General features: G+C 56.2%; 1 pseudogene. It reads left to right on the top strand.

Features of this window, described 5'->3' with window-relative positions:
• Positions 1-55 precede the first annotated feature (55 nt).
• Positions 56-721: pseudogene (locus CO666_RS33430) on the top strand (IS3-like element ISRel21 family transposase); the annotation flags it as partial.

The raw sequence follows: 721 nt of genomic DNA, 5'->3' as shown, positions 1-721 counted from the left end.
TTTTGGTTAGAGTTTTCCGGTGCATTTTCCTGGCTGGGAAAGGGACCAGAAGACGATGAAAGCGTCGCAGTTTTCGGACGCTCAGAAGGCGTTCATTCTGAAGCAAGGTGATGAAGGCGTGTCGGTTGCTGAAATCTGCAGGAAGGCGGGGATCAGCCAGGCGACTTATTTCAACTGGAAGAAAAAATACGCGGGCATGCTGCCACCGGAGATGAAGAGGCTGAAACAGCTCGAGGACGAGAATTCGCGCCTGAAGAAGATCGTCGCGGATCTGACGCTGGACCGCGAGATGTTGCAGGATGTCATCCGCCGAAAGCTCTAAGGCCTGCTCGGAAGCGGGAGATGGTGAAAGGCATGTGCTGCGATTGGGCGATCTCGATCCGACGTGCTTGTGGAGCGTTGAACTTCGATCGATCAACTCACCACTATACCTCTCGCCGTGCTGATCAGGCCGGTCTGGAACGTCGTATTCGCGAGATCTGCGAGATCCGTGTGCGGTACGGCTATCGCCGCGTGCATGTGCTGTTGGAACGCGAGGGTTGGGGCACCAACATCAAGCGAACCTACCGCATTTACAGGGACTTGGGGCTACAGTTGCGGAACAAGACACCGAAGCGGGGGGTAAAAGCCAAGCTTCGCGAGGATCGGCACATGGCCGTCGGACCCAACGACGTCTGGGCGATGGACTTCGTTCACGACCAACTCGCAACGGGTAAGAAAC

The organism is Rhizobium chutanense (assembly GCF_002531935.1).
GTDB classification, from domain to species: domain Bacteria; phylum Pseudomonadota; class Alphaproteobacteria; order Rhizobiales; family Rhizobiaceae; genus Rhizobium; species Rhizobium chutanense.
This window is presented reverse-complemented; position numbering and strand designations above follow the sequence as displayed.